The organism is Tenacibaculum sp. Bg11-29, from assembly GCF_002836595.1.
Lineage (GTDB): Bacteria > Bacteroidota > Bacteroidia > Flavobacteriales > Flavobacteriaceae > Polaribacter.
This window is the reverse complement of sequence record NZ_PJBB01000003.1, coordinates 1,518,381-1,535,179: the sequence shown is the minus strand read 5'-3', so window position 1 is coordinate 1,535,179 and position 16,799 is coordinate 1,518,381. Positions and strand designations below refer to the sequence as shown.

Sequence of the window (16,799 nt, the reverse complement as noted above, 5' to 3'; positions counted from 1 at the left end):
TTAAATGTTAAAAACTTATAATTAGTTTTCTGATTGGATTCTTTTAATAAAAAATTTTATTAGTTAGCGACTCCTTAAATCGAACATATTTTAGTAGTAATCTTTTTCATTAAATAATTTTTTTAAAAAAGCTTAAATCTTTTGGGGTTTTTGCAAAATCATTATAAACAGAAACGTCCATTTTTCTTTTTTCTTTTATAATTATTTCCAATTCTTCTTCAGAGTTTGCAATTGGTATTTTCGGGTTTAGTCCATCTAAAGGTGGTGTAGGAAATACTCCATAGACGTTTTTACCATTAGTTAAAGGTTCGTAAACAAGATAATTAACAGAATAATGTAAAGAATCTATTAAAGAAGTTGAAACTGGTCCTATTACTAACGTTGCTCTTTTTAAAGACTCTGAAAACACAAGTTTATCCTCCACAAAAAAATCATTATCAATATATTTTTCATACCAAGAAAAATTTTCTGAAGGATGTGGTCTTAATAAAACTTTCTTTACGCCTATTTTTTCAAGAACTTTCTGTATTGAATATAAATACATTATAGCATTACCTCTATCTTCCATTTGGTGGTGACTTTGGGGACTAACTCCTGTTAAACTTTTAGTAAGTACTGTTATATTTTCTAAACTAAATTTTAATTCTTTAGGACACGTATTGTAAATAGGGTGACCTGAGATAAAAAATTTAGAAGGATCATATCCATTCTTAACAAAAGCATCTACTTGCGCTTGTCCCCATTGAATGGAATAATCTGTCCTATTACTCATAATACCATCATATCTATTAGGCATACCTCCATGAGCCCAAAATATAGTTGGTAATTTTAATTCTTTAAAAATATGTATAGCCATTTTCTCAAAAAAACCTACGTCTTGTGGTAAAATTAAAGCTTCGTATTTATTAGCTATACACTCTTCTTTAAATAATACAGAAAATTCATTAATCAAAGAAAAAAAATCTTTACTTATTAAATAATTAAAATCTTTTAGTTCAAAGTATCTATTAATTTTTTTAGTTAAAAAATATAATTTAGAAGAACTTTCTATTTTCATAGCCCTCGTAAAATTCCAACAAGGATTATATACATCGTATCCAATAATTTCTAATTGCTTATTCCATGAAGAATAAGCTGAAGACAGTATTTTTTTTTGTCCTTTTGATTTTGATTTTTTAAAAAAAATGATAGCCACAAACTCTAAAAAATCTCTAAGTTTTCTTTTAATAGGATTCTTTTTGTGTTTTTTAAATTGATCGCCATAGTAATATATTTTACTACCAATATTATACCTGATTAAATCAACTTTCTCAGCATTTTCTTTATCAAGATTTTCTATAAGATAATCTATAAGATCTTCTTTCATACTCTATTTTAATTTTATTAAATCTTTCAAATTGCCTTTAAAATCATTAAAATTTGTATCAAAGAAGGCTTTATTTTGTTTTATTTTTTCAAAAGACCAATCCCACCAATCTATTTCTAACAATTGATTTATTATTTTTTTATCAAACCTAAATTTTATAAGTTTTGCCGGAGATCCAACATAAATACCATAAGGTTGTAAACTCTTTGTTACTATGGATTTTGAGCCTATTACACAACCATTAGGAATACTAACACCAGGCATAATCATTACATCTCTACCTACCCAAACATCATTTCCTATATATATGGATTTATTTTCTTTTAAGTGTTCTATCTCTTTACAGAAATTAGGTAAGAAAATATTAGTTTTATTTTCTACTAATCTAGAATTACTATGAAGATTAAAAGTTGTTGCAAAACTTAAAGGATGGTTTATATTAGAAGTGAAAAATTCAACTCCGTTAGCAATAGATGTAAAACTACCGATTTCAAGGTTTTCACTACCATTTATTTCACAAGCTCCACTTACATAGGATGAATTTCCTATTTGAACTTCCACATTACCATTTACTGAGCATTTACCTAAATAAGATTTTGATGTTTTTCCGTCAATAGTCCATCCAAAAATTTCATGGTATGAAACTTTTACTGGTTCTATATATTTATTACCTTCTTTTATTTTTAGCTTATCATGAAAGTAATCTAATGTATTATCAAACAGATTCCTTAAACTTCCTGTATCTTCTTTTAAGAAACTTTTAGAACCTCCAAGGAAATAAAACATATCTTTATTTGATTGAGACCTAATACAATGATCGCTTTTAAACTTTATAAAACTTTCTTCTTTAGACATTTCAATCAACCTTTACAATTACTTTTGCGACCATTAATTGTTTAATTATTGAAATACATTTACCTCCGTCTGCCTCTATTATATTTGCCACATCAATAAGATCTTTTTCACCATCAGAATAGGCTATAATATTCATCATAACTTCTATTTTCTTTTGAGTATCAATCGTACTAATATTAGGGTATAATCCACGTTTTCCTAATTGAGGCTCACAAGGTAAAGCTACTTTATATTTATAGTTATTTTCTAATAAATAAATAGATTTTCTATGGATTTCATAACCTCCTAATAATCCTTTTGGAGAAATATAATTAAGATTATCTAAAGAAGTATGGTATTCTTTGTATTCCCCATATTTTGATCTCATTAAATTTATTATCGGAAGATCTACCCCAACACTAGAATACTGTCTTTCATCACTACCTCTTTCTAAAAAACTATACATCTTAAAATTATCATTTGTATGATTTTTTAGAACATTTAACCCTATTTTATCAAACAAACTATTGCCCCATTTAGAAGTTAATATAGAAAAATTATTATCATCTCCTACACAGGTAACAACAAAACCACCTAATACATTTTCTTTTAAAGATTTAAAATTTTCACTGATATATGCTACAGATCCAATTGTTTCTGGCACAAAAACTATACGATAAGTATATCTCAATTGATCCTGTTCCTTCAACCATTTTACCAATTGCATTGTTACAACTGGTCCTGATAATTCATTATTCGCCATTGAAGGATGACATATATAGGTCGAAATCAAAATTTCTTTACTTTCTGTTCCTGGAAGTATTATTTCAGCATAATTTAACTCTCCTTTTTCTAACTTAGAGTCAATTACGATTTTATAATCCCCCTCTTTTAATTGTAATCTTTCATTTTCTGAAATACAGAAGCCCCAGTTTTCATTATAATAGCTAGTTACGTAAGGTATTGCATTGGGCATTTCTTTTATTGTATGTAAATGCAATTGTAAATCATCTAAAGAAACAGTTTCATTTATAGGTATAGAATACCCCATTAAGTGAAGGTTATTTTCTTTAAAATTAGCTATTTTTTTTCCTTGTGGTGTTTCTATATAGGCATCTTTAACATTCCATTCATTTGGTATTTCCCAATCAAAAACTTGTTCTCCACTTGCAATACTTTTTACAGTTAATTCTGGTAGAACATTCTTTATATAGCGTAATGTTTCTCTAACTCCTTCACCTGTTAAACTTCTATTTATTGGAAATAAATCTGTAGCCCATTTGTACATTAAATCTCCAATTTCTATTTGTTTTGTATTCATAAACTTAGGAATCTATCACTAAAGAAATATTTATAATTTTGCCATTTATAGAATTCTGCCGCTATAATTGCGCTATCATTATAGTCAAATTTTAAATCAAATTCAAACTGCTTCATTAGTTCTCCTAAATGAAATTCAATAACCTTTGCTTCTTCTTCTGAAATTCTTTCACTCCATCTACCAATATTTTTATTGGTTACTGTATTAAACTTATTTCCGTCAAAATTATTCCCTTTTATTTCATTTCCAAGACGTGTCGGAACTAATAAAGAATCTTTAAAACTAATTCCTAGAAATTTTATTATTTCTTTTATTTCTGCATCTATGTTATTTACCAACTGAGTAAAATTAACAAAAATATACTTTTCTTTTCCGTATTTATTAATATTCGCTAATCCCATTTCTAATCCAAACCTAGTTCTATAAATTAAACTAGCTAATGTTTGTTTTTCATCCTCCCCCATTTTAGAGTAATATTTTTTTACACCCGATTTTAAAGCGGCATAATTATCTCTTGGATCTCTAACTAAATGAAGAAATTTAGCATTGGGAAACCAATTAAAAATCTCATTACTATAAATTTCTATACTCGTTTCTTTTATTACGGGTATTCTATTAGGCTTATCCATAACCTTTGAAAAGGCTTCCATTAGTTTTGTTATAATAATTTTCATGTCACATAAATCACTGTTTTCTAAAGATTCAAAAAACAACTCTCTAAATGACTGAATATTTATAGCATTAGATAAGTTTTCATTTTTTAATTGAAATTCTAAATCTTTAAACAGGACTATATCTAATCGTTCTAACCTTTCATTATCTGAATAATTATCAGATAGATATACTGGAAAATATGCATAAAGTAAATTTAAATCTGAAGGGTAAACTAAAAGTTCATTATGCCCGTCAAACAAATTATGAAACATAGTTGTTCCACTTTTTCTATGACCACAAATAAAAATTGGATCTTTCATTAATAAAGTATTTTGTTATAAAATTAATTTACAATCATTCCAGCTGCAACAGTTTCATTTGTAGCTTCATCAACTAAAATAAACCCTCCTGTAGATCTGTTTTGCAAATATTCATCAACCATCATTGGAGCAGTAGTTCTAATTTTCACTTTACAAATATCATTCATATTTAAATCTTTGCTATCTTCAATCCTTTTAATTGTATCGATATCAACTTTATAAATAACTTCTTTTATTATCGCTTTTTGGTCGTTTGTAGTATGTTTTATAATATATTTAGCTCTTGGCCTAGCACTTTTTTCATTAAACCAACAAAGCATTGCTGTTATATCTTGAGTTACTTCTGGTAAATTGTTAATTTTCACGAGCATATTCCCTCTACTAACATCTATATCGTCTTCTAAAGTTATTGCGACTGACATTTGAGAGAAAGCTGTTTCTATTTGTTTATCAAAGAAATTTATTTCTTTGATTTTTGACTGAAATCCAGATGGTAGAACTCTAACATCGTCCCCTATTCTAAAAATCCCACTAGATACTCTACCTGCATAACCTCTATAGTCTCTATATTCATCTCTTTGTGGTCTTAGTACCGTTTGAACTGGAAACCTAGCATCTATCATGTTATGATCGCTACTGATATGAATAGTTTCTAATGTATGTAACAATGGTGCATTTTGATACCAATTCATGTTCTCTGATCTGTGAACTACATTATCTCCTTCTAAAGCACTAATTGGAATGTACCTAACATCTTTTATTGTCATTTTTGATGATAACTCTTCGTATTGACTTACAACATCATTAAATACCTCTTCTTTGTATGCTACTAAATCCATTTTATTGACACATACAATAATATGTGATATATTTAACAAAGATGCTATATAAGAATGTCTTTTAGTCTGCTCTATAACACCTTTTCTTGCATCTATCAATATAAGTGCTACATTTGCAGTTGAAGCTCCAGTTACCATATTTCGGGTATATTGAATATGACCAGGTGTATCAGCTATAATAAATTTACGTTTTGGTGTCGTAAAGTATCTATAAGCTACATCTATAGTAATACCTTGTTCTCTTTCATCTTTTAAACCATCTGTAAACAATGCTAAATCTACTGTTTCATGTCCTCTTCTCTTGCTTGTTTTTTCTATGGCAGAAAGTTGGTCTTCAAAAATTGATTTAGAGTCATATAATAATCGCCCTATTAAAGTACTTTTACCATCATCAACACTACCTGCCGTTGTGAAACGTAATAATTGGTTTTTTTCTATTTCCATTTTTTAAATACTTTCAATAATTAAAAATAACCTTGTTTTTTTCTATCTTCCATAGCCGTTTCTGATCTTTTATCATCGGACCTGTTTCCTCTTTCAGTTTCTTTCATTGCGGCAACTTCATTAACAATTTTCTCTAAGGTATCAGCATCACTTTCTATACCTCCTGTTATTGTTATGTCTCCAAGTGTTCTAAACCTTATTCTTTTTTTAAAAATTTCTTCTCCTTCTATTTTTGGAAGGTGCTCGGACAACGGAATCCAACTGTTTGATCTCCAAACAACTTTTCTTTCATGAGCAAAATATAAAGAAGGAATTTCAATTTGTTCTCTTTTAATATAGTTCCATACATCCATTTCGGTCCAATTACTAATTGGAAACACTCTAAAGTTTTCTCCCATATGCATTCTGCCATTAAAGACATTCCATAATTCTGGTCTTTGGTTTTTAGGTGTCCATTGACCAAACTCATCTCTATGAGAAAAAAACCTTTCTTTTGCTCTTGATTTTTCTTCATCTCTTCTTCCTCCTCCAATAGCACAATCTATCTGATTATCTTCAATAGCATCTAATAATGTTCTAATTTGCAAGCTATTTCTTGTAGCGTTTTTCCCTTTTTCTTCTATAACCCTTCCTTCATCTATAGCATCCTCTACAGAACCAACTATTAACTCTACATTGAGACTAGTTACAAGTTTGTCTCTAAAATCTATTGTTTCAGAGAAATTATGTCCTGTATCTATATGCATTAATGAAAAAGGTATCTTACTTGGGTAAAATGCTTTTTTAGCTAAATGTGCTAAAACTATTGAATCTTTTCCTCCAGAAAATAGTATTACTGGATTTTTAAATTGTGCATATACCTCCCTTAAAACAAAAATAGCTTCAGATTCTAGTTCATCTAAATAATTTAAAAAGTACTTATTCATTTTTTAGCTTTTTATTTACTACAGTCATTATCTTTATAACAGACTCTTCAATTGACATTTTTTCTGTGTTTATCTCAACATCTGGGTTGATTGGTTCTTCATAAGGAGCATTTATCCCTGTAAAGTTAGTTATCTCTCCATTACGTGCTTTTTTATACAACCCTTTTACATCTCTTCTTTCACATTCTTCTAGAGGTGTATTTACAAATACATCAATAATATTATCTTTTCCAACAATTTCTTTTATATATTCTCTATCTTGACGATAAGGTGATACAAAAGCAGATAAAACAACGGTTCCTGCATCCACAAATAAATTTGATATTTCAGAAATTCTTCTAATATTTTCTTTTCTATCTTCTGGAGAAAAGGTTAAATCCTTATTTATTCTCCTACGTATATTATCTCCATCTAGCAGATAAGTGCTTACGTCTTTTTTATAAAGTTCCAATTCTAAAGCATTAGCAATAGTAGATTTCCCAGAACCAGAAAGTCCTGTAAACCATATTAAAAAAGAGTTGTGTCCATTTTTACTATGTCTATCTTTTTTTGTTATAGTAAAACTATGAGGAATAATATTTTTAATCATTCTTCCATTTTTTAAACTTTCTTTTAATCAGCCCAAAATCAACTTTATACCAAGCTCTCTCATGCAAATAGTATAACCCCATTTTTATCAGAAATTCCCATCCACCTACTTTTAACCCAATCATTGGATCACCTGAAATTAACCAAGCTAATATAACAGTTGTTCCAGTGGCTATTAGCCTCCAAGTAATTGTTTTAGCAACATGCCTTTTTCTAGATATATCTTTCATTATTTACAAATAAACCAAGGGTTTAATAGATTTTTTTTATTGTATGTCAGTTCTTCTTTAGTATCTTCTCCGATTATACTAACACCACTTGCGTTACAAATAGCATGCGCTGCTGCTGTATCCCATTCCATTGTAGGTGCAAATCTAGGATAAATATCTGCTTTATCCTCAACAACCAAACAAAATTTCAAAGAACTTCCTTTAGAAACAACTTCAACTTTAAATCTTTTTGCTCTTAAATTATCTATAAAGGTTAAAGTTTCATCATTCATATGAGATCTGCTGCCAACAACTTTTATTTTTTCCTTTTCTATTTTATCCCTTTTCTTTATTAAAACAGACTCATTGAATAAGAAATCATCAGAAATACTCTCTTTATTAATATCAATTACATAAGCTTTTCCTTTTTCTACATCAGCATAATATAATTTCTCTTCTACAGGTATATATATAACTCCTATAATAGGTTTACCATTATCTATTAACGCTATGTTTACTGTAAATTCTCCATTCCTTTTTATAAATTCTTTAGTCCCATCTAATGGATCTACAATCCAGCATTGTTTCCATTTTTTTCTTACTTCGTAATCTATTTGTGTATTTTCTTCACTAATTATAGGAATATTTGTGGTTTCTAAATACTTATTAATTACATCGTTTGCATTTTTATCAGCAGCTGTTAGAGGAGATAAATCGTCTTTAAGTTCATAATTAAATTTTTCATTATAAACTTTAAGAATCTCATGTCCAGCATATATAGAAGCTTTAATAGCTACCATTAGATTATTGTTAATTAAAAGATTTTTATTCATTTAAATAAATGTTTATTTAATAATATCTGTTAATTTTAATCTAGATCCTTTATCTAAATTTACTTTTATTTTTTTCCCTAAGATTTCATTATAATATTTAGGGTGTAATCCAAAACCTGGACGAATAGACCTAATGTTTTTTTCTGTAATTATATCACCTGCTTTAGTATCTTCTACAACATATAGTGACCTACTAAAATCTCTACCCTTTTCTTGTTTCTGGGTTAAATTATAATCAATAATTCCGATAGATTTTTCAGCATCTCTAACTGACTTTACCATACTTGTAAATTCTTTTTCATCCATAGAAAAAGAAGCATCAGCACCACCTATAGACCTATCTAAAATAAAATGTTTCTCTATTATTTTAGCACCAAAACATGTTGCTACAATTGGGCCAGTTGCCCCCAATGTATGATCAGATAAACCACTTATCACTCCATATTTAGTTCTTAAATCCTTGACCATAGAAAGATTTGCTTCTTCTAACGGTGCTGGGTAACTTGATGTACATTTTAAAAGAGCTATTGTATTATTTCCCATTCTTCTACATGCATCTAATGCTAACTCAATATCTTCTTCTTTAGCTATTCCTGTTGAAATAATTATAGGTTTTCCTTTTGATGCTACGTATTCTATTAATGGTATATCTGTTATTTCAAATGAAGCTATTTTATATGCTGGCGTATTTAGCGTTTCCAAAAAATCAACAGCCGTTTTATCAAAAGGAGAAGAGAAACAAACTAATCCTTCTTCTTTAGCTACCTTATATAATTGTTCATGCCATTCCCATGGGGTATATGCTTCTTTGTATAATTTATATAAGTTTTTACCTTCCCAAATTGTTCCTTTTATTAAAAAATCTTCTTTATTACAATCAAGAGTAATTGTATCTGCTGTATATGTCTGTAACTTAATACAATCTGCACCAGAACGTTTTGCTGCACGTATAGTTTCTATTGCTGTATTTAGGTCTCCATTATGATTTGCAGAAAGTTCTGCTATAATAAATACCTTACTTTTTTCATTTATCTCAAAAGAATCTATCTTCATTTTGTTTTATTTATATAATGAAAACTTTTATGTTTTTCATATTCTACAATATTTTCTAATTCAAAGCCTGAATTTTTAAAAGCTTTTTCCGATTTTGTATTTTCAATTTTTATAAATGCATTAATTATAAAATTTGGGTTTAAACCTAGAAAATACTCTGATGCAATTTTTAAGGCTTTACTTGCATAATTATTACCCCTATGTTTTTTATCTATTGAAAGCCCTATTAATGCTTCTCTCTCTTCTGTTTTTTGAATTCTGATTTGACCTATATTCTGTTTCTCTGAATTTTGAAAAATTAACAATAAAGTTTTACTATCTTTAATTTTAGATTTGAACCATTTAACATGATCTTCAAAATTCACTTTATTTGAATTATATGATTGGTTTCTTACTTCAGAGTCATTTAACCATTTAAAATAATCATCTGCATCATCAAATTTCGCTTCTCTAAAATACAGATATTCTTTATTTATTTTCGAATGAATAACAACATCTATGTATTCTTCATTAAATAGACAATGATCTTTAAGTATAGCTTCTTTACAGAATAGTGAATCTTCTAAAGCTTTGTATAAATTTGGTCTTAAATCAAATGCATAAGTAAAAATTTTATATAAATTTAATTCTTCAAAAGCTACCTTTTGCAATAAATTTAAAAAAGTTGACCAATGATATTTAAAATACTCTTTCTCTAGACTAGTATTCATTATAAAGGAAATTTCTGCATTTTTATCAATCCAATTAATATGCACTAAGCCTCCATATCCAATGCATACATCATTTTCTAGGTAAGAAAATAGAATTTGATTTGGTTTATTATCATTAAAAATTTGAGAAATAACATTTGAGAAATAATTATTTTGATCTTCTAATGTTAACAGTGTCTGCTGTCTTAAATGATACATTTGTTCATTTCTCCAATTCATTATATTAATTCTGTCTTCGTAACGAATAGGAATTATTTTAAAATTGTTCTTTTCAAAAAATTGTGTATTTAAAACTTTATATCCATTCATAAAATTTAATTCAGTCTTTTAAATCCTCCATGGCAAACAGGTCCTTCTATTAATCTGTCTATCTCCATTTCAGCTCTCTCACATTTATCTATTATATTAAAAATTGAATCCAATTCAAACAAATAATTATCTATAATAACCTTACTGTGAGCTGTAGAACTGTACAAAACTGTTGATGCTAAATAACCTTTTTTTAACATCTCTTGAGTTATATAGGTTTTATATTTTAACGCATCTTTTGATACAAAAGAAAAACCTGTTAATGCTGGTATTCCAAAAGTATCTATACTAATATGGTGCTTTTCAGCTATAGATTTCCATTGTTTAGTTACATAACTTCCCATTTCTGTAATGTAATTCCATGGTTGCTCTTTTTCAAAAACTTCCAAAGTTTTTAAAGCTGCCGCTGGCCCAATTCGTTCAGTCCAAAAAGTAGAGCTAATAAAAGTGTTCTGTGCAGCTTCCATAACTTCTTTTTTACCAACTACAGCTGTTAAAGCATATCCATTAGCTATTGTTTTTCCTAATACAGTCATATCAGGCTCAACACCATACTTTTTAAAAATAGGACCATACGTCTCTCTAAAACCTGAAGTACATTCATCAAAAATTAAAACAATATTATTATCTGTAGCTAGTTTTCTTACTTTTTGTAAATAACCTTCCTTGGGAGCTTGATTACGTTGAACTTCCATCTTAATCACTCCAATACTATGATTTTTAACCAAGTTCTCTAACTCCTCATAATCATTATACAAAAAAGGTAAAACACTACCCTTTAAAGAATTAGGAACACCTGCAACATCCAGACCAGGTAATAAATGCTGATCTAAACCTTCATCATTTCCTAAATTTGTAGATAAATACCAATCATGCCAGCCATGATAACCACAAATGGCAACTTTATCTTTACCGCTTGCAGCTCGGGCAATTCTTATTGCAATAGCATTCGCTTCACCTCCAGTTCTAGCAAAACGTACCATATCTGCCCACGGATTTATCTCTATCAATTTTTCAGCTAAATAAACTTCTTCTGGACAACTAAAAGTAGACATATTTCCTGTTTTAACCACATTAGAAACCACGTCATCTACTTCTTTATTTCCGTACCCTAAAATATTAGTTCCAATTCCCATAATTGAAACATCTGTATATTTATTATCATCTAAATCCCAAACATAACATCCTTTAGCTTTTGAATAATAAGAAGGCCATTTATCAGGCAAGAACATTTCTGGTCTTTTTGAAAGTAACATAGTACCACCTGGAATTATTTTTTTTGCTTTCTTATATAAATCTTGACCAGTGTTCATATTATTCTTTTTTTAATGATTTTTTATATCCTTCATTTCTTATTATTGACTGGTTTATTGATCTTATTTCTTGATTATTTAAATAAAAATCTGCGTATGTTTTCCAGCCCTTTTCTACTCCCAATTTGGCAATCACCTCACTAATAGCCTCTAAATCTGACTGTTCATCAACAGTAAGTCTAACATGATTATAATTTTCTTCTAAAAAATGGTTATCAGAACTAAATAATTTTCCATCTTTATAAGATGAATTATTTCTAATATAAGGCGTCACATGTTCTCTTTCTGATTTTAAATCAGCCTCTTTCCATGCTTTTTCTAATGCTTTAAAAGTAAATACTTCTATATCTTGGCCATCTGGATAACGTTCTAACAGCACATTACTATAGTAATCTAATTTTTTATTAATTGCTATTTCTACTACTTCATCTATTAATTTAGGGTCTATAAGAGGACAATCTGAAGTTAATCTAACAATATAATCAGGTTTTACATCTTTTACTGTCTGATAAAAACGGTCTAAAACATCTTCTTCACTCCCTCTTGAATAATTAACTTTAAATTCTTTTGCCAAATCTACAATACAATCATCAGATTTATTAGTTGTAGTCGCAATATATATATCATCTATTTTCTTTGATTGTTTAATTCTATCAACATGAATTTGTAATAATGTTTTATTTTCAATTTCTAGAAGTACCTTTTTCGGTAATCTAGTAGAACCTGATCTGGCTTGTGTTATAGCAATGACTCTCATTTAATTCCAATTTGAAGGATTCAACATTTTTTTTTCTTTAACATGTATTGAATCAATTAATTCATGCGGTATCATTAAACAATTTTTACTATTTAGAATGTTTGTTTTCAATTGTTCTGGTGTATCAACCCCTATCAAAACATAATCTATATAGTTTTTTTGTAAAGCATATTGTAAAGCTAAACTTTCAATCTTTATGTTATTCGTTAAACTTATTTCTTTTAGTTTTTTAATATATACTTGCAGTGGAAATATATTTACCGACAACTTATCTATTTCTTTAAAAAACAAACCTTGTAAAAAAACAGATCTTGTATGAACTTCTATATTATTTTGTTTTGCTTTATCTAAAATAGGTTTTCTTATATATTCATTATCTAACAAATTAAATGGTATTTGAATCAAATCAAATTCTGGATAATTTGTTATAATATCTTCTACTTCTTGATTATCATAAAGTGAAACACCTACTTTTTTTATAATCCCTGTTTTTTTTGCTTCTAGAATAGTTTCATACAAGTTAATATTATCTTTAAAACTTTCATAATTATGAAACATATACCCATAAAGTGAATCACAGCAAAGTATCTTGCAATTATTTTTTATATGAGCTAAAAACTGATCTTTTCTTAGTTTTTTATTTGCTGATAATTTAGTAACTATATTAAACTTTTTTTGAGGAAATAAACGGTGAAATTCACCTATAACTTTTTGAGAATCTCCATACGCTTCAGCAGTATCTAAAATGCGAATACCACTATCATAAGCAACTGTTAAAATATCAAAAGCTTCTTCTAATGATGGTTTTCCTTTTGTATTATTAACTCCATAATCCAACCCTAGCTGAACTGTTCCTAAGATGATTTTATGTATCATGGTTTACTTACGTTTTATGTAATCAAATACTTTTTGGATTACATATATCTGTTCCTCATTTTTTAAACTAGGATACATAGGTAAACTAATGCATTTTGAATAATAAGCTTCAGAATTATTCAAATCAGCAGCTCCATATCCAATTTGTTTATAATATGGTAATGTATGCACAGGTATATAATGGACTTGAGCAAAAATTTGTTGATCTTTCAAATAGTCATACAATCCCTTTCTATCGTCAACTTCAATCACAAATAAGTGGTGGGCATTGTAAGCTCCTATTGGTAATTTTTGATATTTTATTTTTCCTTCAAAGTATTTTTTGTAAACCTCAGAAATTTCATTGCGTCTAAGAACTCCTTTATCGTTTTTCGATAATTGAGTAATTCCTAAAGCTGATTGAATATCTGTTAATCGATAATTATATCCTAACTCTTGCATTTCATAGAACCATCCCCCATGATTCTCTGACATATTGTCTTTAGTAATTCCATGGCTTCTTAATTTAGATAACCTATCATACAACTCTTTAGAGTTTGTTGTTACCATTCCTCCTTCTCCACATGCAATATGCTTTACTGGATGAAAAGAAAAAACACCTACATCAGCATAATTACCATTACCACAATTTTGTTTATTTCCTTTTGAATCCGTAAAATATCCACCTGGAGCATGACAAGCATCTTCTAACACCCATAAGTCATGTATATTTGCTAGCTTTCTAAACTCTTCCAAATTTACAGGAAGACCAGCAAAATCTACCGGAATAATCCCTTTAAAAAAACCTTTTGGCTTACTCTCTATAAGTTTTTTAGTGCTTTCAACTGATAATAGGTACGTATCAGGCTCAATATCTGCAAACCAAACTTCTCCACCAACATATCGTATACAATTTGCAGAAGCGGCAAATGTAATAGGTGTTGTGATAACTCTATCACCTTCTTTTAAACCCAAAGCAGAAACGGCAATGTGTAATCCTGAAGTTGCATTATTAACTGCAACGGCATATCTTGAACCAACATACCTTGCAAACTTTTCTTCAAATTCTTTAACTTTTGGTCCTTGTGTTAAAAAATCAGCTGTAAGTGTATCTACAACTGCATCAATGTCATCTTGCTCAATATGTTGTTTTCCATAAGGAATATTCTGCTTTAGCATATACTATACTTTAAAATTAATATCTACATGTTTTATTACCAAGCTTCTTAAACTTTCAACTGTTTCCCATTCACTATTATTACCTGAATCGTATGAGAACCCTTCTGGAACATCTACTCCATTAAATGCTTTCTTATACTCTTCTTTTGTATATTCAGAATAAGGTGAATTCTGAGGTAAAATTGCATAATACTTACCTAAGTCAACCGTGTTGTAAGAATCTGAAGAAGTAATCATCTCTTCATGTAATTTCTCTCCTGGTCTTATCCCTACTACTTTTTGCTCTAATTCTGGTGCGATAGCTGTAGCAACATCAGGAATTCTATATGAAGGAATCTTTGGTACAAAGACCTCTCCTCCCCATGCTTTATCTATAGCATAGAAAACCATCTCACATCCATCTTCTAAAGAAATATTAAAGCGTGTCATCCTATCGTCTGTAATCGGTAAAAAATCAGCTCCATTTTTCTTTTTATTTAAGAAAAATGGCATAACAGAACCATTAGACCCCATCACGTTTCCATAACGAACGACAGAAAACTTTATGTTTCTTTTTCCTTTAATATTGTTAGCTGCTATAAACAATTTATCTGATGCTAATTTTGTTGCTCCATATAAATTGATTGGAGCAGCAGCTTTATCTGTAGATAGCGCTACTACACTTTTAACCCCGCACTCTAACGCTGCATCTATTACATTTTCTGCTCCATTAATATTTGTTTTCACACACTCCATCGGGTTATACTCTGCCAAATGCACGTGTTTCATAGCTGCCGCATGTATAACAATATCAATCCCTTCAAATGCTCTAACTAATCTATTTTTATCTCTTACATCACCAATAAAATATCGTATTTGTGAATATTGTTCTTCAGAAAACTCTTGAGCCATTTGAAAATGTTTTTGCTCATCTCTAGAAAGAATAACTAGTTTTTTTACATCAGGAAACCTATTTAAAATTAATTTAGTAAACATTTTACCAAATGAACCTGTCCCTCCTGTAATCAAAATTGATTTATTATTTAAATCTAACATACTATCTTATTTAACAATTCTATAATTTTTTACCTTTCCTTATCTAAATCGTATACAATATTTTTATATTAGACACCAATATAAGAAAGAACTTTTTTTTCTATAAAAACACATCTTTGAAGCTAACAAAATAAATTACTAATGGGTTACTTTGTTATCAGTATTTAGACTCTTTAACCATTTCTTACCTAAAAGAAAACCCATACCAAAGACAGTTCCTAAAAACAACCAAATGAATAAAATCATAATCCTCTTAGGTTTTGATTTTATCACTGGTACACTTACAGGCTCTATTATTGTAAATATAGGTGTATTCTCTTTTAATTTAATTTTTTGTGTTTCTAATTGTTTTGCTAGTTCAGAATAAATACTGAAAGCTAAATTAGACTCTGATTGAAGGCTTTCTAAACGTGATTGAGACCTAGACGTAATCAATCCTTGATTTCGATCTCTAAAACTAGCTAAAACAGCTTGTTTTTTACTAAAATCTTTTTTTAATTCATTATACCTCTCTTCAATAAACGTATATTCTTCTTTAGTTTTCTGTATTTTAAAATTAGTTATTGACTTTTGTAATAACTCACGTGCTTTTTGTGCCATTTGTGCCGAAGGCAAAGCTTCTGGCATTGAAAAAGAAATTTTAATGAATCTTCCTTTTTTATTGTTATCTATCCCTAATTGCCCTTTTAATTGTTTAAAAAGACTATACTCTTTTACAGATACTCTATAGATAGAATCTTCAGGCATCTCAGTTATGCTATTATTATTATTAGGATCTTTCTTGAATAAATTAATCACTTTACCTGGTAATCCTATGGTGTAATTTCTTATTACAGAGAGAATGTTATTTTTTTTATATTTTTCATAATACTCTCTATAAGTTATTTCTTCTTTTACATTCGAAAATTTTAAAGAAACATTTAATAATTCTCTTTGAAAAGGTACACTTTGCACAATTTGAGGATACAAAGCAGTAGAAAGACCTCCTGTAGATCCTCCTCCTAAGTTAATTCCTGCAATAGCTGCTAACCCCCCTAAATTACTTCCTACTTTACTTCCACCTGTTTGGAGAACAACTGTCGTTGAAGCAACATACTGTTTTTCAGAAAAGATAGCTATAAATAAACCTATTACACCAAATATAGTAACAAAACGAATTATCGTTTTTTTACCTCTCCAAATCGTTCTAAACAACTCTGATAAATCAATCTCCTCTTCCGAATTGTGAATTTTATCCTTTTCCATGATCACTTA

The 16,799-nt window shown here is 28.8% G+C and carries 17 protein-coding genes; all 17 read right to left on the bottom strand.

Annotation, left to right across the window (positions count from 1 at the left end):
- Positions 1-109: 109 nt before the first annotated feature.
- The 17 genes from CXF68_RS06820 to CXF68_RS06745 all read right to left on the bottom strand — a co-directional run bounded on the left by CXF68_RS06820 (position 110) and on the right by CXF68_RS06745 (position 16,790).
- On the bottom strand, positions 110-1,366 hold the full coding sequence (locus tag CXF68_RS06820; protein ID WP_101043572.1) for a hypothetical protein: 1,257 nt from the start codon (positions 1,364-1,366) through the stop codon (positions 110-112).
- Positions 1,367-1,369: 3 nt separating this feature from the next.
- A complete protein-coding gene (locus CXF68_RS06815) occupies positions 1,370-2,221 on the bottom strand; it encodes a CatB-related O-acetyltransferase (RefSeq protein ID WP_101043571.1) in 852 nt (283 codons plus the stop codon).
- Position 2,222: 1 nt separating this feature from the next.
- Positions 2,223-3,521, bottom strand: a complete 1,299-nt coding sequence (locus CXF68_RS06810) for a DUF4910 domain-containing protein (protein WP_198553765.1) — start codon at positions 3,519-3,521, stop codon at positions 2,223-2,225.
- Entirely contained in the window at positions 3,518-4,495 is a 978-nt protein-coding gene (locus CXF68_RS06805) for a sulfotransferase (RefSeq protein ID WP_101043570.1), read from the bottom strand. Before CXF68_RS06805 ends, CXF68_RS06810 begins: the two co-directional genes overlap by 4 nt.
- Positions 4,496-4,518: 23 nt before the next feature.
- The gene (locus CXF68_RS06800) at positions 4,519-5,778 is read right to left on the bottom strand and encodes a sulfate adenylyltransferase subunit 1 (protein WP_101043569.1); all 1,260 of its coding nucleotides are present in this window, start codon (positions 5,776-5,778) and stop codon (positions 4,519-4,521) included.
- Between the two features lie 20 nt (positions 5,779-5,798).
- On the bottom strand, positions 5,799-6,704 hold the full coding sequence (gene cysD, locus CXF68_RS06795) for a sulfate adenylyltransferase subunit CysD (protein ID WP_101043568.1): 906 nt from the start codon (positions 6,702-6,704) through the stop codon (positions 5,799-5,801).
- Positions 6,697-7,293 (bottom strand): adenylyl-sulfate kinase, encoded by a 597-nt coding sequence (gene cysC / locus CXF68_RS06790; protein ID WP_101043567.1) that lies wholly within the window; start codon positions 7,291-7,293, stop codon positions 6,697-6,699. The genes cysD and cysC overlap by 8 nt, the downstream gene beginning before the upstream one ends.
- The gene (locus CXF68_RS06785) at positions 7,286-7,522 is read right to left on the bottom strand and encodes a DUF2061 domain-containing protein (protein ID WP_101043566.1); all 237 of its coding nucleotides are present in this window, start codon (positions 7,520-7,522) and stop codon (positions 7,286-7,288) included. The genes cysC and CXF68_RS06785 overlap by 8 nt, the downstream gene beginning before the upstream one ends.
- A complete protein-coding gene (gene cysQ, locus CXF68_RS06780) occupies positions 7,522-8,334 on the bottom strand; it encodes a 3'(2'),5'-bisphosphate nucleotidase CysQ (RefSeq protein WP_232771621.1) in 813 nt (270 codons plus the stop codon). The genes CXF68_RS06785 and cysQ overlap by 1 nt, the downstream gene beginning before the upstream one ends.
- Before the next feature lie 12 nt (positions 8,335-8,346).
- Positions 8,347-9,387 carry a pseudaminic acid synthase gene (gene pseI, locus CXF68_RS06775; RefSeq protein WP_101043565.1) on the bottom strand — a complete coding sequence of 347 codons (1,041 nt, stop codon included), beginning with the start codon at positions 9,385-9,387 and terminating at the stop codon, positions 8,347-8,349.
- A complete protein-coding gene (locus CXF68_RS06770) occupies positions 9,384-10,406 on the bottom strand; it encodes a GNAT family N-acetyltransferase (RefSeq protein WP_101043564.1) in 1,023 nt (340 codons plus the stop codon). Before CXF68_RS06770 ends, pseI begins: the two co-directional genes overlap by 4 nt.
- Positions 10,407-10,411: 5 nt before the next feature.
- Positions 10,412-11,719 (bottom strand): aminotransferase class III-fold pyridoxal phosphate-dependent enzyme, encoded by a 1,308-nt coding sequence (locus CXF68_RS20810; protein WP_198553764.1) that lies wholly within the window; start codon positions 11,717-11,719, stop codon positions 10,412-10,414.
- Between the two features lies 1 nt (position 11,720).
- A complete protein-coding gene (locus CXF68_RS20805; protein WP_198553763.1) occupies positions 11,721-12,476 on the bottom strand; it encodes a cytidylyltransferase domain-containing protein in 756 nt (251 codons plus the stop codon).
- Positions 12,477-13,352 carry an aldo/keto reductase gene (locus CXF68_RS06760; RefSeq protein WP_101043563.1) on the bottom strand — a complete coding sequence of 292 codons (876 nt, stop codon included), beginning with the start codon at positions 13,350-13,352 and terminating at the stop codon, positions 12,477-12,479.
- A gap of 3 nt (positions 13,353-13,355) precedes the next feature.
- A complete protein-coding gene (gene pseC, locus CXF68_RS06755) occupies positions 13,356-14,510 on the bottom strand; it encodes a UDP-4-amino-4,6-dideoxy-N-acetyl-beta-L-altrosamine transaminase (protein WP_101043562.1) in 1,155 nt (384 codons plus the stop codon).
- A gap of 3 nt (positions 14,511-14,513) precedes the next feature.
- Positions 14,514-15,545 carry a UDP-N-acetylglucosamine 4,6-dehydratase (inverting) gene (gene pseB, locus CXF68_RS06750; RefSeq protein WP_101043561.1) on the bottom strand — a complete coding sequence of 344 codons (1,032 nt, stop codon included), beginning with the start codon at positions 15,543-15,545 and terminating at the stop codon, positions 14,514-14,516.
- A gap of 138 nt (positions 15,546-15,683) precedes the next feature.
- Entirely contained in the window at positions 15,684-16,790 is a 1,107-nt protein-coding gene (locus CXF68_RS06745; protein ID WP_101043560.1) for a Wzz/FepE/Etk N-terminal domain-containing protein, read from the bottom strand.
- Positions 16,791-16,799: the final 9 nt, after the last annotated feature.